The following is a 6,085-nucleotide window of genomic DNA, read 5'->3' as shown; positions in this document are numbered from 1 at the left end:
AGCCTGCAGCCCGAGGGGATCAAGCAGGAGTTGTGGGCGACCTTGCTGATGTACAACCTGATCCGGCTGGAGATGCTGCGCATTGCGGAAGAGGCGGCAGTTTCGCCATGCCGGATCAGTTTCCTGACGGCGCTGCGTTACATTGTGGATGAGTGGCTGTGGAGTTCGAATCGTTGCTCACCGGGCACGATCCCGGGCAAGTTGAAGGCGATGCGCAGCAACATCAAGCGCTTCATTCTGCCGCCACGTCGCAGCGAGCGGCGCTATCCGCACGCAGTGAAGATGAGCAAAACCCGTTACCCAGTCAAGAAAAATGCCGCTCAGGCTTAACTGAGCGGCATTGCCCGCAGCGCGGGCCCTTTTTGCTGGCTGATGACGATCAGGCTGCGATCACGCCAGTTGCGGCGGATTGCGCAGCTTGATGTGCAGCTCGCGCAATTGCTTCTCGTCGACCGCGTTCGGTGCATTGGTCAGCAGACACTGCGCACGCTGGGTCTTCGGGAAGGCAATCACGTCGCGGATCGACTCGGCGCCGGTCATCAGCGTCACCAGACGATCCAGACCGAAGGCCAGGCCGCCGTGCGGCGGTGCGCCAAACTTCAGGTTATCCAGCAGGAAGCCGAACTTGTTCTGCGCTTCTTCTTCACCGATACCCAGGGCGTCAAACACGGTGGACTGTACTTCGGCCGAGTGGATACGCACCGAGCCGCCGCCCATTTCCCAGCCGTTGAGCACCATGTCGTAGGCGCGCGCCTTGCAGGCACCCGGATTGGTCTTCAAGAGCTCGAGGTGCTCGACCTTCGGGCTGGTGAACGGGTGGTGGCAGGCGTTCCAGCGCTTGCCGTCTTCGTCGTATTCGAACATCGGGAAGTCCACCACCCACAGCGGCTTCCATTCGCGCTTGAAATAGCCGCCGGCTTCGCCGCGCTCGTGACCGATCTTGATGCGCAGTGCACCGATAGCCTCGTCGACGATCTTGCGCTTGTCGGCACCGAAGAAAATGATGTCGCCATTCTGCGCGCCGGTACGCTCGATGATGGTCTTCAGCGCATCCACCGACAGGAACTTCACGATCGGCGCAGCCAGACCGGAGCCTTCCTCGTTGGTGATGTTGGAGACATCGTTGACCTTGATGTAAGCCAGCCCCTTGGCACCGTAAATGCCGACAAACTTGGTGTACTCGTCGATGACCGAGCGGCTGAATTCCGCACCACCCGGAATGCGCAGCCCCACCACGCGGCCGCCTTCCATATCGGCGGCGCCGCGGAAGACCTTGAATTCCTCGGTCTTCATCACGTCAGTGAGTTCGGTGAACTTCAGGTCAACGCGCAGATCCGGCTTGTCGGAGCCGTAGTAGAACATCGCGTCGTCAAAGGCCATGCGCGGGAACTTGCCCAGCTCGACGCCGATGGCTTCGCGGAACACATGGCGCGCCATGTCCTCAGTAATGTCCATGATCTCTTCCTCGTTCAGGAACGAGGTTTCAATATCGATCTGGGTAAATTCGGGCTGACGGTCCGCGCGCAGGTCTTCGTCGCGGAAACACTTGGTGATCTGGTAGTAACGGTCAAAGCCGGCGACCATCAGCAACTGCTTGAAGAGCTGCGGCGATTGCGGCAGCGCGAAGAACTGGCCGTCATGCACGCGGGACGGCACCAGGTAATCGCGCGCGCCTTCCGGGGTCGAGCGGGTCAGCATCGGGGTTTCGATATCGATGAAGCCGCGGCTGTCCAGGTAGTTGCGCACCAGCAGTGCGACCTTGTAGCGCAGCATCAGGTTTTTCTGCATCTGCGGGCGACGCAGGTCGATCACGCGATGCGTCAGGCGCACGTTTTCGCTCAGGTGCTCGTCGTCGATCTGGAAGGGCGGGGTTTCGGCCTTGTTCAGGATGACGATTTCCTTGGCCAGCACTTCGATCTGGCCGGAAATCATCTTGGCATTGGTGGTGCCTTCCGGACGGGCGCGCACGATGCCCTTGATCTCCAGCACATACTCGGAACGCGAAGCGTCGGCGGTGGCGAAGGCGTCCGGGGTATCGGGGTCGACGACGATCTGCACGATGCCTTCGCGGTCGCGCAGGTCGATGAAGATCACGCCGCCATGATCGCGACGACGGTGGGCCCAGCCCTGCAGGGTGACGGTCTGGCCAAGGTATTGCTCGTTGATCAGGCCGCAGTAATTGGTACGCATTGGCTATCTAGTCCTTGTCTTTATGCTTGTTTGTCCTGCTCGTGCAGGAGTGACGCGGTGGAATGAAGTTGCGGGGACGGCGCCGGCGCGGCCGGCATCACCACCCCCATGGAGATGACGTATTTCAGCGCCTGATCGACGCTCATGGCCAGCGGCCTGATGTCATCACGGCGCACCATGATGAAATAGCCCGAGGTCGGGTTGGGCGTGGTCGGCACATACACCGACACCAGCTCGCCACCGAGTGCTTCGTCAAGCCGCGCAGCCACTTCACCACCGGGAACGCCGGTGAGAAAGGCCACCGTCCAGGCGTTCTGGTGCGGGAACTGCACCAGCACCGCCTCGCGAAAGGCATTGCCCGAATCGGAGAACAGCGTGTCCGACACCTGCTTGACGCTGGAATAGATGGAATTGACGATGGGAATGCGCTTGAGCAAGCCATCCCAGTAACGCAGCAGCTGACGCCCCAGCAGATTGGTGGCCAGCACGCCGGTAATCAGCACCACCAGCACGGTGAGCACGACACCAAACCCGGGTATATGGTCACGCCCCGCGAAGAACGGCACATCCGGGGCGATACCCTGCAAAAGCCAGAAGTCCGGCCGCAGCACGCGCGGCAACAGGGCGCCGATCTGGTCCATCGTACCGATCAGCAGGTTGAGCACCCACAGCGTGATCGCCAGCGGCACCCAGATCAGGAGGCCGGCGATCAGATAGCGGCGCAGGCTGCCCATGTGGCCGCTCGCGGGTTTGGCGGGCTCAGTGGCAGGCACACGCGCCCCCGGGGCAGGACGGCGCCGCATCGCTCTTGGCGGGTGCGGCAGCACCGCCGCCCTTGAAATCGGTGGCATACCAGCCCGAACCCTTGAGCTGGAAACCGGCAGCGGTCAGCTGCTTGGCATAACTGCTGCCCTGGCAGGAAGGACAAACGGTCAGCGGCGCATCGGCCATTTTCTGCATGTGCTCGCCTTCATGGCCGCACGCTGTACAACGGTAGGCGTAGATGGGCATGGTGGTATCCCGAAAATGCGAAAAACTGCAGATTATACCCGATTCAAGATTCGGCAACAGCCGGGCCCGGCCCGCCGTCGCATCGCTGCCATGGCAATGCAATGCACAGCTGCTACTCTGCATGACGGCTGCCGCAAGGCGCCAATCCATTAAACGCGAGGAGATCACTATGGGATTGCTGGATGCGATCACTGGCATGGCCGGTGGCAATGATGTGGGTGGCATGCTCGGCGAGCTGCTGGAGCAGCAAGGCGGCGTAGGCGGGCTGGTGGAGCGCTTCCAGCAGGGCGGACTGGCCGAGGTCGCCCAGTCCTGGGTTGGCACCGGCGAGAATCTGCCGATCAGCGCCGCACAGATCGAGGCCGTCCTTGGCAGCGACAGCATTGCTCCGCTGGCCGAAAAGCTCGGCATCGAGCCGGGCGCGGCCGCTGGCCAGATTGCGGCACTGCTGCCGCAGCTGGTCGACTCGCTGACGCCCGACGGCACCCTGCCCGATGCCGGCGGACTGCTGCAGCGCGGCCTGGACATGCTGCGCGGCGGCTGAGCCCGCAGCAAGATCGGCAAGGGAAACGGCCCGCAACAGTGGCCGTTTCTGGCGCTGTGGGCCGCCGGCTTTTGTCCACGGCGCTATCCGGACAGGCGCGGCCATGCGAGCATTCGACCTGACCGATTTTCTTGCTGTGGAGCACGCATGTTTCCCTTTCCCCCGCCCCAAGGCGCCGAACTGATACTAGGCGGCGCGCGCAGCGGCAAAAGCAGCCACGCCCTGCGCATCGCCCGCGAATCCGGCAAGTCCGTCTGCTGGATCGCCACCGCCCAGGCTTTTGATGACGAAATGCAGGAACGCATCATTCGCCACCGCCAGGAACGCCCGCCCCACTGGCAGACACTTGAAGCCCCATTGCAGCTCGCCGCGGCCATCGCCGATACGCGCGCAAGTTGCGTGGTCGTCGATTGCCTCACGCTCTGGACCAGCAACTGGCTGCTCAGCGGCGATGACGCAGGCTGGCAGGTCGAACTGGCAGCCCTGCAACAGGAGGTAGCCCGCATTGCGCAGGGCGCAGCCCTCCCTGACGGCGAGCAGCGGCGCCTCCTGCTGGTCAGCAATGAGGTTGGCGCCGGCATCGTGCCGGACAATGCCCTGGCCCGCGCCTTTCGCGACCGCGCCGGCCATGTGCACCAGGCTCTCGCCCGCGCCTGCCCGGATGTGACACTGATCCAGGCCGGACTGCCCTTGCCGCTCAAGCGCGCCGGCCGCGCCTGCTGGCAGTGAGCCCCGGCAAGTTGGCGGGGCTGCGTAAAAACCAATCAAACCTCAACAGAGCCTAGGCAAATCTGCGGCGCCGCCCACTCACGCGGTGGCGCACAACAACTGTAAGGTTGCGCAAGTCCCTGTTAGCCATGGGAAATTCCATTTTCCCCCATCTTTGCTTAAGCTGCGCGCGACATCAGAAAATGCCCGTGGTGCAATGCCCAAGTTCCGCAATCTCTCCTTCCGACGCCTGCCTTCGGCCGGTACGCTTCTCAATCCGCAACAGCTGCCGGGCTGGCTGCTCGCCGCCCTGCTCTTGCCTGGCGCCATCACGCTCAGCGCGTATGGCGTAGCCGAGCTGGCTCCGGCCGAGCGCCCGCCGGTCGCTTCGGTGGTCATCGCCCTGCCCGCACCGCTTGCCACCAGCACCGCCATTGCGCGCCAGCCGTTCTGGCAGGACACCCTGCTGCGCCAGGGCGATACGCTGGGCGTGGCGCTGCACCGGCTGGGCATTGCCGATGCACGGCTTTTCCAGCTGGTGCGCGGTGATGCGGTCGCGGGCCAGTTGCTGGAACTGCGGCCGGGTCGCCTGTTGCGCGCCCTGAAAACCGCCGATGGCGAGGCGCTGCGCATCAGCTATCTGCACAGCACGGGCCAGCGCATCGTGCTGGAGAAACACGGAAAGCTGTGGCAGGCAAGCCTTGAGCGCCCCACACCGCTGATCAGCCAGCAACTGATTCACAAGGATATTTCCGGCGAAATTCCCGAGGCCCTGGCTCAGGCAGGCCTTGCGGCAGAGCTATCGCGTCAGCTGGATGAAATAATCCGCACGCAGTTTGCCAAGGCGCCGATTGCCGGCCATGGCGACCGTGTGCAGCTGCTGCTGGAACACGCCACGGTGGATGGCGAGGCCCTGGGTAATGCACGCCTGCTCGCCGTGCGCCTCCAGCTGCAGGGCAAGATCCTGGAAGCCTTCCGCCATGAAATGCCCGATGGCAGCGCGCGCTTCTACGACGGCAAGGGCCGCGCCATGCAGGCGGCATTGCTGAGCCAGCCCGTCGAAGATGCCGTGATCAGCTCGCACTTCGCCATGCGCCTGCATCCCTTGCTGGGCGTCTGGCAGATGCACCGTGGCACGGATTTCGCCGCGCCGGCCGGCAGCCCCGTTTACAGCGCGGGCGATGGCACCGTGCTGCGGGTGGGCAGCGATGCCGCCTACGGCAATTTTGTCGAAATCCGTCATGACAAGACCTACAGCACGCTCTACGCCCACCTGCAAGGCACTGTTGCCGGCCTGAAGGCCGGGCAGACCGTACGCCAGGGTGAAACCATCGCCTTTGTCGGCAGCACCGGCCGCTCGACCGGCCCGCACCTGCACTACGAGGTGCGCCGCAATGACGAGGCCATCGATCCCCGGCTGGTACGCCTGCCGGCGCAGCCGGCGCTGAAGGGCCTGGCGCTGGCGGCCCTGCAGGCCAGGGCCGCACAACTGGGCAGCCTGCTCGCGCAGGACAGCGGGGCAAGCAGCCGCCTGGCCAGCCTCGCTCAGGCCAGGGATTAGCTTCTGTCCAGCACAGGCACACGGCCAACGCAAGGAGCCGCAAGGCAAGGATCCGGGCTAGAATTGCGCTT

General features: G+C 63.9%; 6 protein-coding genes and 1 pseudogene. 4 read left to right on the top strand and 3 right to left on the bottom strand.

What is annotated here, in order from left to right:
- Positions 1 to 330 (top strand): annotated as a pseudogene (locus C515_RS0114545) (IS4 family transposase); the annotation flags it as partial.
- 60 nt (positions 331 to 390) lie between these two features.
- Here the strand turns inward: C515_RS0114545 and aspS are convergent.
- Genes aspS through C515_RS0114530 form a run of 3 tightly spaced genes read right to left on the bottom strand, consistent with a single transcriptional unit; the run spans position 391 to position 3,201 of the window.
- A complete protein-coding gene (aspS, locus tag C515_RS0114540; RefSeq protein WP_028456123.1) occupies positions 391 to 2,190 on the bottom strand; it encodes an aspartate--tRNA ligase in 1,800 nt (599 codons plus the stop codon).
- A gap of 20 nt (positions 2,191 to 2,210) precedes the next feature.
- A complete protein-coding gene (locus C515_RS21265) occupies positions 2,211 to 2,924 on the bottom strand; it encodes a DUF502 domain-containing protein (RefSeq protein ID WP_051304980.1) in 714 nt (237 codons plus the stop codon).
- A gap of 25 nt (positions 2,925 to 2,949) precedes the next feature.
- Positions 2,950 to 3,201, bottom strand: coding sequence for an FmdB family zinc ribbon protein (locus C515_RS0114530; protein ID WP_028456122.1), 252 nt, complete (start codon positions 3,199 to 3,201; stop codon positions 2,950 to 2,952).
- A 169-nt stretch (positions 3,202 to 3,370) separates the two neighbouring features.
- Here C515_RS0114530 and C515_RS0114525 point away from each other — a divergent pair, with 169 nt between their 5' ends.
- From C515_RS0114525 to C515_RS0114515, 3 genes are all read left to right on the top strand, one after another.
- On the top strand, positions 3,371 to 3,745 hold the full coding sequence (locus tag C515_RS0114525) for a YidB family protein (RefSeq protein ID WP_028456121.1): 375 nt from the start codon (positions 3,371 to 3,373) through the stop codon (positions 3,743 to 3,745).
- Between the two features lie 147 nt (positions 3,746 to 3,892).
- Positions 3,893 to 4,474, top strand: a complete 582-nt coding sequence (cobU, locus tag C515_RS0114520; RefSeq protein ID WP_028456120.1) for a bifunctional adenosylcobinamide kinase/adenosylcobinamide-phosphate guanylyltransferase — start codon at positions 3,893 to 3,895, stop codon at positions 4,472 to 4,474.
- Between the two features lie 196 nt (positions 4,475 to 4,670).
- Positions 4,671 to 6,014, top strand: coding sequence for a M23 family metallopeptidase (locus tag C515_RS0114515; protein WP_028456119.1), 1,344 nt, complete (start codon positions 4,671 to 4,673; stop codon positions 6,012 to 6,014).
- Positions 6,015 to 6,085 lie beyond the last annotated feature (71 nt).

It is taken from the genome of Chitinilyticum litopenaei DSM 21440 (assembly GCF_000428145.1).
GTDB lineage: Bacteria > Pseudomonadota > Gammaproteobacteria > Burkholderiales > Chitinibacteraceae > Chitinilyticum > Chitinilyticum litopenaei.
Note: the sequence above shows the minus strand (reverse complement) of the source record. Positions and strands in the feature narration are given on the sequence as shown.